This window comes from Piezobacter thermophilus (assembly GCF_055386745.1).
Genome location: NZ_AP042380.1, coordinates 2,432,017 through 2,448,746, shown reverse-complemented (window position 1 = coordinate 2,448,746; position 16,730 = coordinate 2,432,017). Strand labels below are relative to the sequence as shown.

16 protein-coding genes and 1 tRNA gene are annotated in these 16,730 nt (G+C 66.6%); 16 read left to right on the top strand and 1 reads right to left on the bottom strand.

What is annotated here, in order from left to right; genetic code table 11:
* Nucleotides 1-109: 109 nt before the first annotated feature.
* From ACZ5CM_RS11810 to ccmI, 9 genes are all read left to right on the top strand, one after another.
* The gene (locus tag ACZ5CM_RS11810) at nucleotides 110-874 is read left to right on the top strand and encodes a TVP38/TMEM64 family protein (protein WP_464638976.1); all 765 of its coding nucleotides are present in this window, start codon (nucleotides 110-112) and stop codon (nucleotides 872-874) included.
* Entirely contained in the window at nucleotides 837-1,283 is a 447-nt protein-coding gene (locus ACZ5CM_RS11805) for a hypothetical protein (protein WP_464638975.1), read from the top strand. Before ACZ5CM_RS11810 ends, ACZ5CM_RS11805 begins: the two co-directional genes overlap by 38 nt.
* A gap of 183 nt (nucleotides 1,284-1,466) precedes the next feature.
* Nucleotides 1,467-1,598 (top strand): hypothetical protein, encoded by a 132-nt coding sequence (locus ACZ5CM_RS11800; protein ID WP_464638974.1) that lies wholly within the window; start codon nucleotides 1,467-1,469, stop codon nucleotides 1,596-1,598.
* Entirely contained in the window at nucleotides 1,595-2,653 is a 1,059-nt protein-coding gene (locus ACZ5CM_RS11795) for a YncE family protein (protein WP_464638973.1), read from the top strand. Before ACZ5CM_RS11800 ends, ACZ5CM_RS11795 begins: the two co-directional genes overlap by 4 nt.
* 122 nt (nucleotides 2,654-2,775) lie before the next feature.
* Nucleotides 2,776-4,104, top strand: coding sequence for an APC family permease (locus ACZ5CM_RS11790; RefSeq protein ID WP_464638972.1), 1,329 nt, complete (start codon nucleotides 2,776-2,778; stop codon nucleotides 4,102-4,104).
* 221 nt (nucleotides 4,105-4,325) lie between these two features.
* On the top strand, nucleotides 4,326-6,323 hold the full coding sequence (locus ACZ5CM_RS11785) for a heme lyase CcmF/NrfE family subunit (RefSeq protein ID WP_464638971.1): 1,998 nt from the start codon (nucleotides 4,326-4,328) through the stop codon (nucleotides 6,321-6,323).
* Between the two features lie 9 nt (nucleotides 6,324-6,332).
* Nucleotides 6,333-6,893, top strand: a complete 561-nt coding sequence (locus ACZ5CM_RS11780; RefSeq protein ID WP_464638970.1) for a DsbE family thiol:disulfide interchange protein — start codon at nucleotides 6,333-6,335, stop codon at nucleotides 6,891-6,893.
* Nucleotides 6,890-7,378: a cytochrome c-type biogenesis protein gene (locus ACZ5CM_RS11775; protein ID WP_464638969.1), complete on the top strand. Its 489-nt coding sequence runs from the start codon at nucleotides 6,890-6,892 to the stop codon at nucleotides 7,376-7,378. The genes ACZ5CM_RS11780 and ACZ5CM_RS11775 overlap by 4 nt, the downstream gene beginning before the upstream one ends.
* Nucleotides 7,375-8,514: a c-type cytochrome biogenesis protein CcmI gene (ccmI, locus tag ACZ5CM_RS11770; RefSeq protein WP_464638968.1), complete on the top strand. Its 1,140-nt coding sequence runs from the start codon at nucleotides 7,375-7,377 to the stop codon at nucleotides 8,512-8,514. The genes ACZ5CM_RS11775 and ccmI overlap by 4 nt, the downstream gene beginning before the upstream one ends.
* Before the next feature lie 90 nt (nucleotides 8,515-8,604).
* On the opposite strand, the gene ACZ5CM_RS11765 is transcribed toward ccmI, so the two are convergent.
* Nucleotides 8,605-8,799 carry a hypothetical protein gene (locus ACZ5CM_RS11765; protein WP_464638966.1) on the bottom strand — a complete coding sequence of 65 codons (195 nt, stop codon included), beginning with the start codon at nucleotides 8,797-8,799 and terminating at the stop codon, nucleotides 8,605-8,607.
* Nucleotides 8,800-9,033: 234 nt separating this feature from the next.
* Between ACZ5CM_RS11765 and ACZ5CM_RS11760 the strand changes: the two genes are divergently transcribed.
* The 7 genes from ACZ5CM_RS11760 (at nucleotide 9,034) to ACZ5CM_RS11730 (ending at nucleotide 16,725) form a co-directional block, all read left to right on the top strand.
* Nucleotides 9,034-9,447 carry a MerR family transcriptional regulator gene (locus ACZ5CM_RS11760; protein ID WP_464638964.1) on the top strand — a complete coding sequence of 138 codons (414 nt, stop codon included), beginning with the start codon at nucleotides 9,034-9,036 and terminating at the stop codon, nucleotides 9,445-9,447.
* Between the two features lies 1 nt (nucleotide 9,448).
* Nucleotides 9,449-10,006, top strand: a complete 558-nt coding sequence (gene petA / locus ACZ5CM_RS11755) for a ubiquinol-cytochrome c reductase iron-sulfur subunit (RefSeq protein WP_464638962.1) — start codon at nucleotides 9,449-9,451, stop codon at nucleotides 10,004-10,006.
* Between the two features lie 237 nt (nucleotides 10,007-10,243).
* Nucleotides 10,244-11,461, top strand: a complete 1,218-nt coding sequence (locus ACZ5CM_RS11750) for a c-type cytochrome (RefSeq protein WP_464638960.1) — start codon at nucleotides 10,244-10,246, stop codon at nucleotides 11,459-11,461.
* 147 nt (nucleotides 11,462-11,608) lie between these two features.
* Nucleotides 11,609-11,682 (top strand) — tRNA-Gly (locus ACZ5CM_RS11745).
* A 200-nt stretch (nucleotides 11,683-11,882) separates the two neighbouring features.
* Nucleotides 11,883-13,691 (top strand): ABC transporter transmembrane domain-containing protein, encoded by a 1,809-nt coding sequence (locus ACZ5CM_RS11740; protein WP_464638958.1) that lies wholly within the window; start codon nucleotides 11,883-11,885, stop codon nucleotides 13,689-13,691.
* A 212-nt stretch (nucleotides 13,692-13,903) separates the two neighbouring features.
* Complete coding sequence (locus tag ACZ5CM_RS11735; RefSeq protein WP_464638956.1) at nucleotides 13,904-15,805, top strand: acyl-CoA synthetase; 1,902 nt, start codon at nucleotides 13,904-13,906, stop codon at nucleotides 15,803-15,805.
* Nucleotides 15,805-16,725: an alpha/beta hydrolase gene (locus ACZ5CM_RS11730; RefSeq protein WP_464638954.1), complete on the top strand. Its 921-nt coding sequence runs from the start codon at nucleotides 15,805-15,807 to the stop codon at nucleotides 16,723-16,725. Before ACZ5CM_RS11735 ends, ACZ5CM_RS11730 begins: the two co-directional genes overlap by 1 nt.
* Nucleotides 16,726-16,730 lie beyond the last annotated feature (5 nt).

Sequence of the window (16,730 nt, the reverse complement as noted above, 5' to 3'; positions counted from 1 at the left end):
GCGATGATGGGATTTGGTGGTATCTGGATGCTGATTATCGTCGTGCTCGCGGTCGTGGGGATTGTCGCGCTGGCGAAATACCTCGCAAAATAGGTGCGGGAATTCGACCATGTCCACGATAGTGGCATCCGATCGAACGGGAGGGGCCGATCTGAAACGCCCGGCACACAGGCTGCGCACGCTGCTGGCCGTGCTGGCGGCCGGAGGCATCGGCCTTCTTGCTTGGGCGTGGTGGAGCGGTGCCCTCGGCTCCGTTCTGACCCGCGAGAGCGTGCGGGCCCTGATCGACGGGGCCGGCCCCTGGGGGCCGCTTCTGGTCGTTGCCCTAATGACCGTGGCCGTGGTCGTCAGCCCGCTGCCGAGCGCCCCGATCGCGGTGGCGGCGGGTGCGGCCTACGGGCATGTTCTGGGTACGGTGGCGGTGGCCGCGGGGGCCGAGCTGGGCGCGATCATCGCCTTCGCGATCGCCCGCTTCGCCGGGCGCGACGCGGTGCGGAAATGGTTCGGAGACCGGCTCGATGCCGGCCTGTTCGGGTCGCAGAACGCGCTGATGGTCACCGTGTTCCTCAGCCGGCTGATGCCGTTCGTGTCCTTCGACATGGTCAGCTATGCGGCCGGCCTGACGCGGCTGCAGCTGTGGCGCTTTGCGGTGGCGACGCTGGCGGGTATCCTGCCGGCCAGTTTCGTCCTCGCGCATCTGGGTGGCGAACTGGCCGGGTCGGAGGGTGCGCGGGGCATGATCCCGGTTCTGCTGCTGGGGCTGGTCACCGGCGCGCCGCTGATCTGGGCGGCATGGAAACGGCGCAGCTCCGGCTCCGGCGGACCCCGCGCGCAGGTTGAGCAAGATCAAGGTGAAGGCGGCGGGGTGCAATAGTCTGCGCCGGGACGTGAAGGGATTCGAGATGACGTTCGACGGGTGGCGGGAAATGACGGAGAGGCCGGGCGGCATTGCCGCCGTGGCGCGATTCGTCCTGTCCGCGCTGCTGTTGGCGGTCATCGTTCTGGCGGCGCTTCCGGGCCATGCCGCCCCGATGCCGGCCGAGAATGTCGCGGCCCACGCGGTTTCCGTTCCCGACATGACCGGCGGAGATGGCGATGACGATGCCGTCCTGCCCGCCTCGGCGTCGGACTGCATCCTGCATTCCGATTGCCAGGCCGTCGTTCCGGGCGTGGCTCCGGTCCGGTTCCTGCCCGTTTCCACCACCGTTTCCCGCGCCGGCGAAGGCGTTCCGCATCCCGGGCTGAACGCGCCCCCGCTGCCGCATCCTCCCAACCTCTCCTGAGTCCGATTTCCGGCCCCGGCGGCGGCTGATGCTGCCGGGCCCGGATGGTACTGCCGCGCGCCGCGCGGTCCTCGAACCGGGGAGAGAGAAAATGTTCGCATACCCCAATTCCACCGTCGTCGGCGCGCCGTTTCCCGCGGCAGCCCGCGCGCGGGGGGCGACTCCCTTCCCGACTCACCACCCATGGAGGCCGAAATGCTGGCCATTGTGACAACTCTCATCCTGACCCCCGTCCTCATGGCGGTGCTTTACCGGGCAACGCTCGGCGCGCCGGCAAGGGTTCGGGTTCCAGTCGAAGAAAGGAAGAAGAAATGAAACGTCTCGAACTTCTCGTCGGAGCATCCGTCTTCGCGCTTGCCGCGCCGTTTGCGGCCCTTGCGGGCACGGTCTACATCCCGGACGGCAACGCCAACTCGGTCCTCGTCGTCGAGGCAGAAACCGGAGAGATCACGTCGCGCATCGAAGGTCTGGAGGCGGTTCACGGCCTGGGCGGTGCGCCGGGTTCGGAATATCTCGTCGCCGGCAGCTTTACCGAGATCGACCGCGAAGACATGGGGCAGATGGACAAGCCCAAGAGCGTGAGCAAGGCCGATCACGCCGCCCATCACGCCAAGAAGCCCAAGGGCGCGATGCCGGACAACATGGGGCTGAGCCTGGTTTCCATCATCGACAGGAAATCCGGCGAAATCGTGCGCCGGATCGAGGTGCCCGGCGCCGTCCACCACACGGCCGTCTCGCCCGACGGGCGCTATGCGGTGGCAACCCACCCGGCCGGCGGCGGCGTGTCGCTCATCGACCTGGAAACCCTGTCCTTCAAGGGCTTCATCGCGACGGGGCCGATGCCGAACTATGCCGTCTTCGCGCCGGACGGCAAGTCGGTGTATGTTTCCAACTCGGGCAACGGCACGCTCAGCCAGATCGACGTGGAGGAAGGCTTCGTGACGCGAAACGCCAGGATCGCCGAGGCGCCTGAACACCTGGTGCTGAACGGGGAAGGTTCGGCGGCCTTCGTCATCGATGGCGACGCCGGCGGGGTCGTTCGGGTCGATCTGGCCTCGGGCAAGGTGACCGACAAATGGCAGATCGGCGGAGAGCTGCACGGCATCGACCTGTCCGAACGAGGAGACACGCTGTTCGTCGCCGGTCAGGGAAGTGACAGGTTGGTGGCGATAGATCTGGCCAGCGAAGAGCAGCGCAGCGCCCCGCTGGCGCCGGCGCCCTATCACCTGACCGTCGTGCCGGGCACGGGCAAGCTGTTCGTGTCCAGCCGCGAAGAGCCCAAGGTCTGGATCGTCGATCAGGCGACGATGAAGGCCGAGGGCGAGATCAAGGTCGAGGACGTGGGGCACCAGATGGTGGCTCTGCCCTGAAGGCCCGCGCCCCCGGCACTCCGCCGGGGGCGCACCGCCCGGCCCGGCGGATCGGCCGGGGCAAGGAAATGGCGCGTCCGTGAGGTCGCGCCGCATGGAGAGGGAAGGAAAGGCAGACCCCGATGGAAGAGCGCGGAACCGGACATGACGCCGCCCTGAAGGCCGGGTCGATCACACTGACCGGCGCCGTTGCCATGGGCACCGGCGTGATGATCGGCGCGGGCATTTTCGCGCTGACCGGGCAGATCGCCGGGCTGGCCGGGCCGTGGTTTCCGCTAAGTTTTGTCGCAGGCGCCATTGTCACCGCCTTTTCGGCCTATACCTATGTGGCAATGTCCAACGCGTGGCCATCGTCCGGCGGTATCGCCATGATCCTGACCCGCGCCTACGGGCCCGGAACGGTCGCGGCTGCGGCCTCGCTTCTCATGGCATTGTCGATGGTCATCAATGAAAGCCTCGTGGCGCGGACCTTCGCGGCTTATGCCCTGCGGCCCTTCGACATCTCGGGCGGTCCGCTGGTGCCGATCATCGGCGTGGGACTGATCGTTCTCGCCTGGCTGGTCAATGCCTCGGGCAACCGGTCGGTGGGGATGTGGTCGATCATCCTTTCCGCGCTCAAGATCGGGGGCATCGCCGTGTTCGGCATCGCCGCCCTGTGGGCCAGCGGGGCGACCTGGCGGGCCGGGATCGGGGCCGGGACGGGGGCCGATTTCGCGCCCGGCGGCTTCGTGGCCTCGGTGGCGCTGTCGATCCTTGCCTTCAAGGGCTTCACCACCATCACCAACAGCGGCGCCGAGATCGTTGATCCGCACCGCAATGTGGGGCGCACCATCATGATCTCGATCGCGGTCTGCGCGGTGGTCTATCTGCTGGTCGCCTTCGCCGTAGGCTCCAGCCTGCCGCCCGAGCGGATCGCCGCGGCGCAGGACTATGCGCTGGCCGAAGCGGCCGAGCCGATGCTGGGGCAGGCGGGGCTGTACCTGACCGTGGCGCTGGCGATGGTGGCCACCGCCTCGGGGCTGATCGCAAGCGTCTTCGCCGTGTCGCGGATGCTGGCGATGCTCACCGACATGAAGATGATCCCGCATCGCCACTTTGGCATGCGCGGGCCGATCCAGTCGCACACCCTCGTCTATACCGTCGTGATCGCGGGGCTTCTGACGGTCCTGTTCGACCTGTCGCGAATCGCCTCGCTCGGCGCCTTCTTCTATCTGGTGATGGACATGGCCGTGCATTGGGGCGTGTGGCGCAACCTGCGCGGACAGATCGCGGTACGCGCGTGGATCCTGCTGACGGCACTGGCCCTCGACGCGGTCGTCCTGGCCGCGTTCACCACCCTCAAATGGCAGTCGGATCCGATGATCGTCGTCTATGCCGCGACCGGCATGGCACTGGTCTTCATCTACGAACGCGCCTTTCTCCGGCGGCACCGGGACATGCAGGAGGTTTGATTGTACGCGATCCAGCATCAGATCATGAACGAACCCGCCCCGCAGCGGCGGTCCGGGCACCGGATCAAGGTGTCATTTCGACGAAAACCGGAGGTTGCGATACCGTTTCGAACAAAATTCCGCGATCTGCGCCGTTCTTGCGCGCCGGTCATTGACATTCCACCCACTGGAAGTGCTAGGCGCCAGAGCGCCCGGAGCTTCGCACATGAGGAAAGCAGAAGATGATTCCTGAAATCGGCCATCTGGCGCTGGCGCTGGCGTTGGGGGTTGCGCTCGTTCAGAGCACGATCCCGATGATCGGCGCGTCACGCGGCAACCTGACCTGGATGCGGCTGGGGACGACCACGGCGCTTGTCCAGTTCGTGCTCGTCCTGATCGCATTCGCGGCCCTGATGTGGGCCTTCGTGGTCAGCGACTTCACGGTCCTGAACGTCGTGGCGAACTCGCATTCGCTCAAACCCATGATCTTCAAGATCGCCGGCACATGGGGCAGCCATGAGGGCTCGTTGCTGCTGTGGGTGCTGATCCTGACCATCTTCGGCGGCGGCGTAGCGCTGTTCGGGGCCAACATCCCCGACGCCCTGCGCGCCCGGACGCTGAGCGTGCAGGGCTGGATCTCGGTGGGCTTCCTGTCGTTCATGCTGTTCACCTCGAACCCGTTCACCCGGGTGCCGAACCCGCCGCTTGACGGCAACGACATGAACCCGCTGCTTCAGGATATCGGCATCGCGCTGCATCCGCCGTTCCTCTATCTGGGCTATGTGGGCTTCTCGATCGTGTTTTCCTTCGCGGTGGCGGCGCTGATCGAAGGGCGCATCGACGCCGCCTGGGCGCGCTGGGTGCGGCCCTGGACGCTGGCGGCCTGGACGCTGCTGACGGCAGGCATCGTGCTGGGGTCCTGGTGGGCCTATTACGAGCTGGGCTGGGGCGGCTGGTGGTTCTGGGATCCGGTCGAGAACGTGTCCTTCATGCCCTGGCTGGTGGGCACCGCGCTGCTGCACTCGGCCATCGTGGTCGAGAAGCGCGATGCCTTCAAGAGCTGGACCATCCTGCTGGCGATCCTGACATTCTCGCTCAGCCTGCTGGGGACCTTCGTGGTGCGCTCGGGGGTGCTGACCAGCGTTCACGCCTTCGCCACCGACCCGGCGCGCGGCTTCTATATCCTGCTGCTGCTGGTCATCGCGGTGGGCGGGTCGCTGGCCCTGTTCGCCTGGCGTGCCCCGGCGATGGAGGGCGGTGGGCTCTACCGTCCGGTCAGTCGCGAGACGGGGCTGCTCATCAACAACCTTCTGCTGACCACTGCCGCGGCGACGGTGCTGTTCGGCACCCTCTATCCGCTGGTGCTGGAGGCGCTGACGCGCGAGAAGATCTCGGTCGGACCGCCCTATTACAACGCCTCCTTCGTGCCGGTGATGCTGCCCATGGTCATTCTCGCCGGAATCGGGCCGTTCCTGTCATGGAAACGGGCGGATCTGGGCGGGATCGCCGATCGCCTGAAATGGGCGGCAGTAGTGGCGCTGGGCGTCGGCATCGTGACCTGGTACGTCACCACCAACGGCCCGATCCTTGCCGCTCTGGCGCTGCTGACGGCCACCTTCCTGCTGATTTCGTCGGTTCAGGAATGGGCCTGGCGGATCAAGCTGGGCCAGGTTCCGCTGTCAGAGGCCATGCGCCGCGCCCGCAACCTGCCGCGGTCCCATTACGGCATGACCCTGGCCCATGCCGGCCTGGGGGTGCTGATCTTCGGCATGGTCGGCTCCACCGCGTGGAAATCGGAAGTGACCACCTTTGCCGAGGCGGGGACCACGGTCGAGATTGCCGGGTTCGACCTGACCTTCCGCGGGGCCGAGGACGTCAAGGGACCGAACTACATCGCCACTCGCGGCATCCTCGAGGTGGAAAAGGACGGCAAGTCGATCACCACGCTTTACCCGGAGCGGCGCAACTACACGATCGCCGGATCCTCGACCACCGAATCGTCGATCTATTCGACTCCGGCGGGCGACCTCTATACGTCGATCCGCGAACCGGCCGACGAAAACATCCGCGACAAGTGGACGTTGCGCGTGGTCTACGAACCGCTGGTGGGGCTGATCTGGCTTGGCTCGCTGCTGTTGATGCTGGGCGGGGTCCTGTCGCTGAGCGACCGGCGGCTGCGGGTCGGAGCCCCGGCCCGGAAGAAACGGCGCACCGCCATGGCACCCACCCCGGCTGAATGAGGAAAACGGATGAAACGCTTTCTGTTGTTTCTGCCGCTGGTCGTCGCCCTGGGCATCGGGGGGTTCGCCCTGTGGGGCCTGTGGGCCGACCGCAACCCCAAGGAGGTTCCGTCAGCCCTGATCTCGAAGCCGGCGCCGGAATTCGACCTTCCGCCGATTCCGGGCGTGGACGTGCCGGGGCTGAAAAGGGCCGACCTGACCGCCGGCGGGCCGCCGGTTCTGGTCAACGTCTTCGCGTCGTGGTGTGTGCCCTGCAAGGCCGAGCACGCCGTGCTGTCCCGGCTGGTCAGGGAAAAGGGCGTGGTGCTGTACGGGATCAACTACAAGAACAAGGCCGAGGACGCCCGCAACTGGCTTGCCGACCTCGGCAACCCGTATTCGCGCATCGGCTTCGACCTCAATGGCCGGGTGGCGATCGAATGGGGCCTGACCGGCGTCCCCGAGACCTTCATCGTCCGCGGAGACGGTACGGTGGTCTATCGCTATGTCGGGCCGATCATCGGCGCGGACGCCCAGAAGAAGGTGATGTCGGCGCTGCGTGAAGCCGGGTGGAAGGAGGCCGGGAAATGAGACGACTTCGTTTTCTTGTCGCGGCGATTCTGATCGGCGTTGCTCCGATCCTGTCGCTGGCGGTCGAGCCGGACGAAATCCTCGACGATCCGGTGCTCGAGGCGCGGGCGCGGGAGATCTCGGCCCAGGTGCGCTGCGTGGTGTGCCAGAACGAATCCATCGACACCTCGAATGCCGGCATCGCGCGCGACCTGCGGATCCTGATCCGCGAACGCCTGGTGGCCGGTGACACGGACCAGGAAATCTTCGACTTCCTGGTTGCGCGCTATGGCGATTTCGTTCTGCTCAAGCCGCCCTTCAAGCCGGAAACCTGGGCGCTGTGGTTTGCGCCCTTCGTGATCGCCGCAGCCGGTGCTGCCGGGATTTTCGTGCTGGTCAGGCGCGTGAACCGGCAGGCGGCGGCGGGTCCGGGTCAACTCAGCGAAGAGGAACTGGCCCAGATCGAGAAAATCATACAGAACGAAAAGGCGGAGGCAGACAGTTGACTTTCTGGCTTATTGCGTCGGCGATGATTGCGCTGACGACCCTTACCCTGCTGATCCCGCTGCTGCGGGCCCGGCAAAGGGCCGAATTCGCGGGGCGGGAACACTCCGTCTATGTGGACCAGCTCAAGGAAATCGACCGTGACGAGGCCATCGGCCTCATCACCCCGGCCAATGCCGAGGCCGCGCGGATCGAGATCAAGCGCCGGATGATCCGCGCACCCCGCGGTGCCGAAACCCGCGAAGGCGGCAGCGGCGGCAAGTGGCTGGTCCTTGTCGCGGCGCTTGCGGTGCCGGCGATCGGCGGCGGGATCTACTATCGGCTCGGCCATCCCGATCTGCCCTCGCTCCGCTTTGCCGACCGCGAGGAAGAGCGCACCCGTGCCCAGGAGCTTCAGGTTCTGATCGCACGGCTGCGCGAGAGGCTTCTTTCCGACAGCGAGCTGCGCCCGGAAGGCTGGGTGATGCTGGCGCGGACCTACATGGAAACCGGTCAGCCGGAGGAGGCCGCCTGGGCGATCTCCACCCTGATCCAGCGGGGCGGCGACGCCATCGGGCCCGAGATCTACGCCTATTACGCGGAAATCCTGATCCGCGTGGATGACGGCATCGTTTCGCCGAAGGCCGAGGCGGCGCTGGACCTGGCGCTGAAGATGCAGCCCGACAACGTGGCCGCGATCTATTACAAGGCGATGGCATACGAGCAGTCGGGCGAACTGGAAAAGGCCTATACCATGCTCAAGGAGCGGGTCGAGCAGGAAACGGCCTATGTGCCGTGGATGGACCCGGTGGCCGGCCGCGCCAACGCTCTGGCCAGCCGGATCGGGGCCGAGCCGGTTTCGGTTCCGCAGGCCGCGCCGGGGCCGTCGGCCGGAGATGTCGCCGCAGCCGGCCAGATGAGCGAGGAAGAGCGCCAGGCTTTCATCCGTTCGATGGTGGACCGCCTGGCCACGCGCCTGGCCGAGCAGCCCGACGATCTGGACGGCTGGCTCAAGCTGGGCAATGCCTATCGGGTTCTGGGCGAGACGGAAAAATCCGTCGAGGCCTATCGCAAGGCCCAGGGGCTGGCCGCCGACCTGGCGCAGGACGACCCGCGGCGCCGTATCATCGAGAAGGCCCTCTCCGAACAGGGGGGGTAGGAACAGGCCGGGCGTGATCCCTTCGTGGGGATCACGCCCGCAGGCCCGTGGTTACCTGGCCGCCGTTTCGCAGGACCGGCGGCGGCGCCGTCAGGACGGGCGGCGGATATCTTCCGCCTCGGCCACCTCGTCGGCCGGCCGGGCTTTGTCATTCTTGCTGCTGCAGCTGGGCCCGCAGCCTCCGCCCTTGCCGCCCTTTCCGCCATGACCGTGGCCGAAAAGGTGCATTGCAACCATTCCGCCGCCAAGCAGAACCAGTATCCAGTTTTCCGCAAGCCAGTTCATCCATTCGTTTCCTTCTTGTGCCGGCCGCTTCCATGCGGCGCCCGACCCCGTGGGTAGGGGGTCCTCCCACCGGAAGGTCAAGGAGAATCCGCCCCCCTTCGATCCGGGCGCAGAACCGCAGGCGGGAATGCGCTTTCCCTGTTGACCTTCCCCCTGCTGTATCCCGCATGATTCGAAGGGCGAGGCTGAAGACGCCTTGAAAACGTCGCCTCGGGCAAGAACATGGAGGTCGGCATGAATATCAGCCAGGTCGCCGCAGCGTCCGGATTGCCGTGCAAGACAATCCGTTACTACGAGGATGTCGGATTGATCCGGCCGGATCGCTCGGACAACGGTTACCGGAAGTTCCGGACCGACGATTGCCGCAAGCTGATCTTTCTGGCGCGGGCGCGCTCGGTCGGGTTTTCGGTCGAAGATTGCCGCACGCTGCTGTCGCTCTACGAGGACGAAGGTCGCTCCAGCCGGGATGTTCGCCGGCTGGCCATCGCGCATCTGGACCGCATGGAGGAAAAGCGGCGGCACTGCGAATCGCTTCGGGAGGCACTGCTGGATCTGATCCGGCGCTGCGACGGCGAATGCCGGCCCGATCATCCGTTCCTGGGCGACCTGGTGAACAGGTTGCCGCAGACAAATGACGAGGAGGTGTAACATGCAACATTCGGACACCGTTTCGAAAGATGCGGAAAACACCGGCACCGACAGACGTGATTTTCTTTACTACGCCACGGCGGCGACCGGGGCGGTGGTGACGGGCGCGGCCGTCTGGCCGCTGATCGACAGCATGAATCCATCGGCTGACGTGACTGCTCTGTCCTCGGTTCGGGTCGATCTGGCGGATGTGCCGGTAGGCACCCGGATCATGGTGAAGTGGCACGGCAAGCCCGTGTTCATCGACCACCGCCCGCCCGAGCGGATCGAGATGGCGCGCGCCGACGACAACAACCCGGACCTGATCGACCCGGCCACCGATGCCGAACGGGCGCAACGCCCCGAATGGCTGGTGGTCATCGGGGTCTGTACGCATCTGGGCTGCATCCCGCTGGGCCAGGAGGAAAGCGACCCGCGCGGCGACTGGGGCGGCTGGTTCTGCCCCTGTCACGGATCGCATTACGACACCGCCGGACGGATCAGGAAGGGGCCGGCGCCCCGCAACCTCGATCTGCCGCCTTACGAGTTCACCGAGGATACGGTGGTCACGATCGGCTGAAGCTTGACCCGACATGAGGCGCAAACTTTCCGGTGCGGCCCGGAGTCCTCTTGACCTTGCCCGCGCCGGAATTCCTAACCTGCCCCCGAAGACATGCGCGGGGACGGAGGGGGGGCCGGCTGCGGTCGGCCCCTGCGTGACGATTTGAACAGGTCCGGCATCTGCCGCCCCGGTGGCAGATGCGCGACCATCTGGGCATGGCGGGCCGACCGGGTCCGCCCGTTGGAAAGGAAGAACATGATCCGCAAACTGATCCCGACCGCCGCGTTTGCCGCCCTGTCGGTTCTGACGGCCCTGGAGCCGGTTTCGGCGCAACAGTCGCGGCGCGGCCCGATCGATGCGCTGCAATCGGTCTTCGGCGTGGCGCCTGACCCGACCGCGCCGGGGCGGGTGCTGCTGGCCACCGAATACGGGTTGTTGAGGGCGGCGCCCGATGGCTTTGCCGAAGTTCTGCCGCAGGTCTCCATGGCCGTGGTCGGGCTGGCCCCGGTGGCGGGTGGAGATGCCGGCCGGTTGCTGTTGAGCGGTTTCGGAGAGAACGGCGAACCGGGGGGCATCCTGCGTTCGGAGGATGGCGGCCGGAGCTGGACGGCCTTGCCCGGAACGGACGGCAGGGACGGCGTGGCGGTGACCTCTCTTTCGGTGAGCCGGGTCGATCCCGACCGGGTTGCGGGACTGGCCGAGGAGATCATGCTGAGCTCTGATGGCGGTGCCACATGGGTGCGCGCGGGGGCGACCCCGAAGGAAACGCTGGCGGTGGCGATGTCGGGCACGCGGGCCGAGCGGATCTATGCCGGCACCATGACCGGCCTGCGGATCAGCGACGACGGCGGGCAAAGCTGGGCCGAGATCGCGGTCACGCAGAACCCGGTGACGGCGGTGGCCAGCCTGTCGGGTGGTCGCGTCGGCGCCTTCGTCTATGGCACGGGATTCATGATCGCGGACGAGGCCGGGGCGGAGTGGACAACCGTTGCCTCCGGGTTCGAGGACCGCTACTTGCGGGCGTTGGTGGAGGCCCCCGGCGGTACGATCTACGGCGTGGCGGATACCGGGGCGATCCTGCTCAGCCGGGATGGCGGTGTCAGCTGGATCAGTTTCGAGGGCAGCGACCTGGCCACGCCCGAGCGCATCGCCGCCGGCAAGGCGCTTTTTGCCGAGACCTGCCAGACCTGCCATGGGGTCGGCGGTATCGGCGAAAGCCCCGACAATCCCACCGCGCAGGACGAGTTCGGATTCAAGGCACCGGCGCTGAACAACGACATGCATGCCTGGCACCATTCGGATGCCGGGCTGCGGGCGACGATCCGCGAGGGCTCTCCTCGCAACGAACGCATGATCGCGTGGAAGGAGAAGCTCACCGATCAGCAGATCGATTCCATCATCGCCTATCTGAAGAGCACATGGAGCGTTCGCAGTCTTGCCTGCCAGGGCAGCCGCCACATGCGTTGCAACTGAGGGGGATGGTGCGGGGGCTCTGCCCCCGTCGCGGCAAGCCGCGACTCCCCCGGAGTATTTCCGGCAAGAGGAAGGGCGGGGGCGAAGGTGGCGGGGTTTCCGGCTTGACGGCCGGAGGCAGGTAAAATATGCAGCGAAGGCGCTTGAGCGGGTATAGCTTAATGGTAAAGCCCCTGCCTTCCAAGCAGGTGATGTCGGTTCGATTCCGTCTACCCGCTCCAGTTCACAACATGCGGAAAGAAAACCGTTTTTCGGGTGCTGGAGAGTCCCCGGCGGGGGCGGGTCTCACGCGCATGTGCGATGGCTGCGGGGCTTTGACCGCTTGACCCCGGCCGCGCCGGTCGCCATGAAGCGGCCAGGCAAGGCAGCGGATGTCGGGGTGGACCCGCGGCCGGACGAGCGATGACAGCGGAGTTTGGCAATGGCGCGATCGAAGACCGCGGCGCCCGTTTCCGGGGGCCCCGAGGAACGCGAGGTTTCGAGACGGATCGGGGGGCTGCGCGCCCTGTGGCCGTTTCTGCGCCCCTACAAGGGGCTGATGGCGGGGGCCGGGGCGGCGCTGGTGCTGACCGCGATGACGTCGCTGAGTCTGCCGTTGGCGGTGCGCCGGGTCGTGGACAATTTCCGCGTCGAGGACAACGAGCTTCTGGATCAGTATTTCCTTGCCGCGCTGGCCATCGCCGGGGTTCTGGCGATCGGCACCGGTCTGCGCTATGCGCTGGTCACGAAACTGGGCGAGCGGGTCGTGGCCGATATCCGCAAGGCGGTGTTCGATCGCGTGATCGGGATGAGCCCGGCATTCTACGAGAAGATCATGACCGGCGAGGTGCTGAGCCGGATCACCACCGACACCACGCTGATCCAGTCGGTCCTGGGGTCGTCGGCCTCGGTCGCGCTGCGCAACCTGCTGCTGTTCGTGGGCGGGTTGACGCTGATGCTGCTGACCTCGCCGAAGCTGACGGCAATGGTGCTGCTGATCGTGCCGGTGGTGGTGGTGCCGATCCTGCTGCTGGGGCGGCGGTTGCGCGCAGTCAGCCGCGAGAACCAGGACTGGATCGCGGCCTCGTCGGGCAATGCCTCGGAGGCCCTGGGCGCGGTGCAGACGGTGCAGGCCTTTACCCACGAGGATGCCAGCCGGGCGGAGTTCGCCCGCATGACCGAGACCGCCTATCGGGTTTCGCAGCGGCGCATCATGGTGCGCGCGCTGTTGACGGTGATCGTGATCTTCCTGGTCTTTACCGGCATCGTCGGTGTTCTGTGGATGGGCGCGCGGGATGTGCGTGCCGGGATCATGACCGAAGGCGCGCTGGTGCAGTTCGTGATCTATTCGGTGATCATGGCCGGATCGGTGGCGGCGCTGTCCGAGATCTGGGGCGAGCTGCAGCGCGCCGCCGGGGCGACCGAGCGGCTGGTGGAGCTGTTGACCGCCGAGGACGAGGTCAGGGATCCTCCTGCGCCGCGTGCCCTGCCGCGACCGGTGCGCGGCGAGATCGAGTTTCATGACGTGACCTTCCGCTATCCGTCCCGGCCTGAGGTGGCGGCGCTGGATGGCGTGTCTTTGAAGGTTTCTCCGGGCGAGACGGTGGCCTTCGTGGGGCCTTCGGGGGCGGGCAAGACCACGATCATCCAGTTGATCCAGCGGTTCTATGATCCCGACCGGGGGCAGGTGCTGCTGGACGGAATGGCTCTGACCGAGCTGGCGCGCGCGGATTTCCGGCGCGAAATCGCCCTGGTGCCGCAGGATCCGGTGATTTTCGGCGCCTCGGCGCGCGAAAACATCCGTTTCGGCCGCCCTGACGCCACCGATGCCGAGGTCGAGGCCGCCGCCCGTGCGGCCGCGGCGCATGAGTTCATCAGCGCCTTGCCCGAGGGCTATGACAGTTTCGTGGGCGAACGCGGCGTGATGCTTTCTGGAGGGCAGAAGCAGCGCATCGCCATTGCCCGGGCGATTCTGCGCGATGCGCCGGTGCTGCTGCTGGACGAGGCGACCAGTGCCCTTGACGCCGAGAGCGAACTGGCCGTGCAGCGGGCGGTGGATGCGCTCAGTGCCGGGCGGACCACGCTGATCGTTGCGCACCGGCTGGCCACGGTGAAGAAGGCCGACCGGATCGTGGTGATGGAGCAGGGCCGGATCGTGGACATCGGCACCCATGACCAGCTGGTGGCCGGCGGCGGGCTGTATGCGCGTCTGGCGCGGCTGCAGTTCACCGACGGGCTGGCGGCCGAGTAGCGGGGCAGTTTTCCCGAATGCGCGCCTGTGCCGGCGCGCATGCCTCCGGCGGGAGTATTTTCGGGCAAGAGGAAGAGGGAGTGGCGCAACGTCATCTGCCGTTCCGCAAGGTCATTCGGAACCGGGCATGCTTGCGTCGGGGGCGGTTTGTGGCCATCCTGCAGCATCCGTTGAAGATGGCGGCCCCGAGGGGCGATGGGGGAGGATTGCGCATGACCTTTGCCGGCATGGAAGACAAGCGGTCGATCGAAGCCGAAGCCGCGTGGGAAGAGCGGGATCTGCCGGTCACGCTGTATCAGATGCTGTCGCAGACGGCGCAGGCCTTTCCCGACCGCAATGCCGTCAGTTTCCAGCTTCTGTCCGGCCCCACGGACAAGGCCGAGACGCTGTCATGGCGGCAGCTGCTGGAAAGGTCGTGCCAGGCCGCCAACCTGTTCCGCTCGCTGGGCATCGGCGAAAACGACGTGGTGGCCTATGTGCTGCCCAACTGCAACGAGACCATCATCACCCTGCTGGGCGGGGCGATTGCCGTGATCGTCAACCCGATCAACCCGCTCTTGGAACCCGAGCAGATCGCTTCGATCCTGCGCGAAACGGGGGCGAAGGTGGTGGTGACGCTGGCGCCGTTTCCCAAGACGGACGTGGCGCAGAAGGTCAACGAGGCGGTGCGCCACGCCCCGAAGGTGGAGACCATCCTGCAGGTGGATCTCAACCGCTATCTGACGCCGCCCAAGTCGTGGATCGTGCCCTTCATCCGGCCGAAGATGCCGAACAAGGAAGAGCTGGCTCATGCCGACTATCGGCGTTTCGATCGCGAGCTGGCCAGGCAGCCGGTGGCCCTGACCTTCGAGGACAGCGGGCGGGACCGGGTGGCGTTCCATTTCCATACCGGTGGCACGACGGGGATGCCGAAGGTGGCGCAGCACCGCTATTCGGGGGTGATCTACAATGGCTGGCTGGGGCAGAAGCTGCTGTTTTCCGAAAAGGACACGATCATCTGCCCGCTGCCGCTGTTTCACGTCTTTGCGGTGCATGTGATCCTGATGGCGGCGGTGGCCAGTGGCGCGCATGTGGTGTTCCCCACCCCCCAAGGCTATCGCGGCGAGGGGGTGTTCGACAATTTCTGGAAGCTGATCGAGCGCTGGAAGGTCAGTTTCATCATCACCGTGCCCACCGCCATCTCGGCGCTGATGCAGCGCCCGGTCGATGCCGATGTGAGCTCGGTCAAGACCGCGTTTTCCGGCTCGGCCCCGCTGCCGGTGGAGCTGTTCCGCCGCTTCGAGGAGGCCACCGGCGTCAACATCATCGAGGGCTACGGGCTGACCGAGGCGACCTGTCTGGTGTCGTGCAACCCGGTGGACGGGGTGAAGAAGATCGGCTCGGTGGGCATCCCGTTTCCCTATACGGATGTGAAGATTCTCAAGACCACCCCCGACGGCCCGCAGGAATGCGCGGTGGACGAGGTGGGCGAGATCTGCGTCGCCAATCCCGGCGTCTGGCCCGGCCATACCTATACCGAGGAAGAGAAGAATCGCGACCTCTATCATTTCGACAGCTATCTGCGCACGGGCGATCTGGGCCGGATCGACGAGGACGGGTATCTGTGGATCACCGGGCGGGCGAAGGATCTGATCATTCGCGGCGGCCACAACATCGACCCGGCCGAGATCGAGGAGGCTCTTCTGGGCCACGAGGCCGTCGCCTTTGCCGGCGCCGTGGGCCAGCCCGACGCCCATGCCGGGGAAATTCCCTGCGCCTATGTGGAACTGGTCGAGGGCGCCTCGGTCACGCCCGAGGAGCTGATGGAGCATTGCCGCGTTCACGTGCATGAACGCGCCGCCCGGCCGAAATTCATCGGCATCCTCGATGAGCTGCCCAAGACCGCCGTCGGCAAGGTGTTCAAGCCCGACCTGCGCAAGCTGGCGATCGCGCGGGTCTACAATGCAGCTCTGGAAGAGGCCGGCCTGCCGGCACGGGTGGTGTCGGTCATCGACGACCGCAAGCGCGGCCTGGTGGCGCAGCTGAAGCGCAACGGTGCCGACGAGGCCGAGGTCGCGCAGGTTCTGGGGGCGTTCACCCGGCCCTGGGAATGGGCGGAACAGTCCGCGGAGTGATGGCGGATTACGCGCGGCTGCTCGACGAGGAAACCCGGGAGTTCATCCGCCGGACGGAATCTTTCTTCCCGCCGGGTGCCGCCGACATCGCCGGGCAGCGCCGCGCCTATGATCGCATGTGCCGGGCCTTCCATCGCGGCCGCCCCGAAGGGGTGACGGTGCGCGACGACAGCGCCGGGGGCGTGCCCGTCCGTATCTGTGAGGCCGGCCAGCCGACCTGCACGGTCATGTATTTCCATGGCGGCGGTTTTGTCCTCGGCGGGTTGGACAGCCATGATGACATCTGCGCCGAGATCTGCGCCCGCACCGGTTTTCGCGTGGTGTCGGTGGATTATCGCCTTGCCCCGGAACATCCCCACCCGGCCGCCTTCGACGATTGCCGGACCGCGACGCTCTGGGCGGCGCGGCACCACGGGGGCGGGCTGGTGCTTGTCGGGGACAGCGCCGGCGGAAACCTGGCCGCTGCGGTCGCGCATCATTCGCGCGGGCAGGTGGAGGGCATTCTGGGGCAGGTGCTGATCTATCCCGAACTTGGCGGAGACATGAGCGGGGGGTCGTTCATCGAACATGCGCAGGCGCCGATGCTCAGCCGCGACGACGTGATCTTCTACCGTGACATCCGCCTTGCGGGGTCCGCGCCGGCCGACGACCCGACCTGGGCGCTCCTGCAGGAGCGCGATTTTTCCGACCTGCCACCCACGGTGGTTTTCGTCGCCGAATGCGATCCGTTGCGCGATGACGGGCACGAATATTGCCAGCGGCTCGGCGAGGCGGGCGTGCGGGCGTGCTGCGTCGAGGAAAAGGGGCTGGTGCACGGGTATCTGCGTGCCCGTGCCAGCGTGCCCCGTGCCCGCGAGAGCTTCGGGCGGATCGAGATCGCCATCGAGGCGCTGGGACAGGGGCTCTGGCCCTGGGGCTGAGTCCG